Origin of the sequence: Elstera litoralis (assembly GCF_000963705.1) — a bacterium.
Lineage (GTDB): Bacteria > Pseudomonadota > Alphaproteobacteria > Elsterales > Elsteraceae > Elstera > Elstera litoralis.
Window position 1 is genome coordinate 1 of record NZ_LAJY01000043.1, and the last position, 1,351, is coordinate 1,351.

General features: G+C 60.3%; 1 protein-coding gene and 1 pseudogene. Both read right to left on the reverse strand.

Features of this window, described 5'->3' with window-relative positions; translation table 11 throughout:
• Positions 1–569: pseudogene (locus tag VZ95_RS02545) on the reverse strand (ABC transporter permease); the annotation flags it as partial.
• Positions 569–1,351: ABC transporter permease subunit (locus VZ95_RS02550; RefSeq protein WP_045774483.1), on the reverse strand; the 783-nt coding region annotated here is incomplete at its 5' end. The pseudogene VZ95_RS02545 and the gene VZ95_RS02550, both read right to left, overlap by 1 nt.

A 1,351-nucleotide genomic window follows, 5' to 3' on the forward strand; every position in this document is an offset into this window, starting at 1 on the left:
ATGAGCAAGTAAAGCACCGGCAAACCGCTCCAGACTTCGATGAAGCGCTGGAACAGCAGATCGGTCAGCCCGCCATAATAGCCCTGCACGGCCCCCGCCGCGATGCCGATGACGGCGCTGACACTGGCGAGAATCAAACCGAACAGCAACGACACGCGAAGCCCATAGAGCAGCCGCGCCACCAAATCGCGCGCTTGATCGTCAGTCCCCAACCACTGCTGCCGGTTCGGCGGGACGGGCGCGGGACGGTCGAGGTCTTCAATCACAGTATCGTAGCGGTAGGGCACCAGCGGCCAGAGCATCCAGCCTTTTTCCTGGATCAAGGCCTGCACCTCTGGGGCGCGGTAATCGGCTTCGGTCGGGAAATCGCCGCCGAAAGTGGTTTCGGCATAGACCTTGACCACCGGCACGTACCAGCCGCCATCGTAGCGAACCAGCAGCGGCTTATCGTTGGCGATCAGATCCGCGCCCAGGGACAGTAGAAAAATCGCCAGGAAAATCCATAAGGACCAAAAGCCCCGGCGGTTGGCTTTGAACGCGAGCAGGCGGCGGCGGGTGATCGGGCGCATTACCCCTCCCGCCGGTTAAAATCGATGCGCGGATCGATCCAGGTGAAGACCAGATCCCCCAGCAGTTGCAGCAACAGCCCGAGCAGGGTGAAAGCGTAGAGCGTGCCGAACATCACCGGATAATCGCGGCTGGTGGTGGCCTCGAACCCGAGCAACCCCAAGCCATCGAGCGAGAAAATCACCTCGATCAGCAGGGAGGAGGTGAAGAGCGTCGCAATGAAAGCCGCCGGAAACCCGGCAATCACCAGCAACATGGCATTGCGGAAGACGTGGCCGTAGAGCACCTGATTTTCCCGCAAGCCCTTGGCCCGCGCCGTCAGCACATAGGCTTTGCCGATTTCATCGATGAAGCTATTTTTGGTCAGCAGCGTCAGGCTGGCAAAGCCGCCGATCAGCATCGCCGTAAGCGGTAAGGCGAGATGCCAGAAGTAATCAAGAATCTTCCCGCCGAGCGACAGGCTTTCCCAATTATCGGAAACAAGGCCGCGCAAGGGGAAGATCGACAGGAACGAGCCGCCCGCGAACAGCACGATCAGCAGCACCGCAAACAGAAAGGCGGGTACGGCATAACCGACGATCACGGCGACGCTCGTTATCACGTCGAAGCGGCTGCCGTCGCGCACCGCTTTGGCGATGCCGAGCGGGATGGAGACGCCATAGGTCAGCAGCAGCGTCCAGAGCCCCAGGGACAGCGAGACGGGCAGCTTATCGATGACCAGATCGATAACGCTGCGGTCGCGGAAGAAGCTCTTGCCGAAATCGAACTGAAGATAATTCCCGAT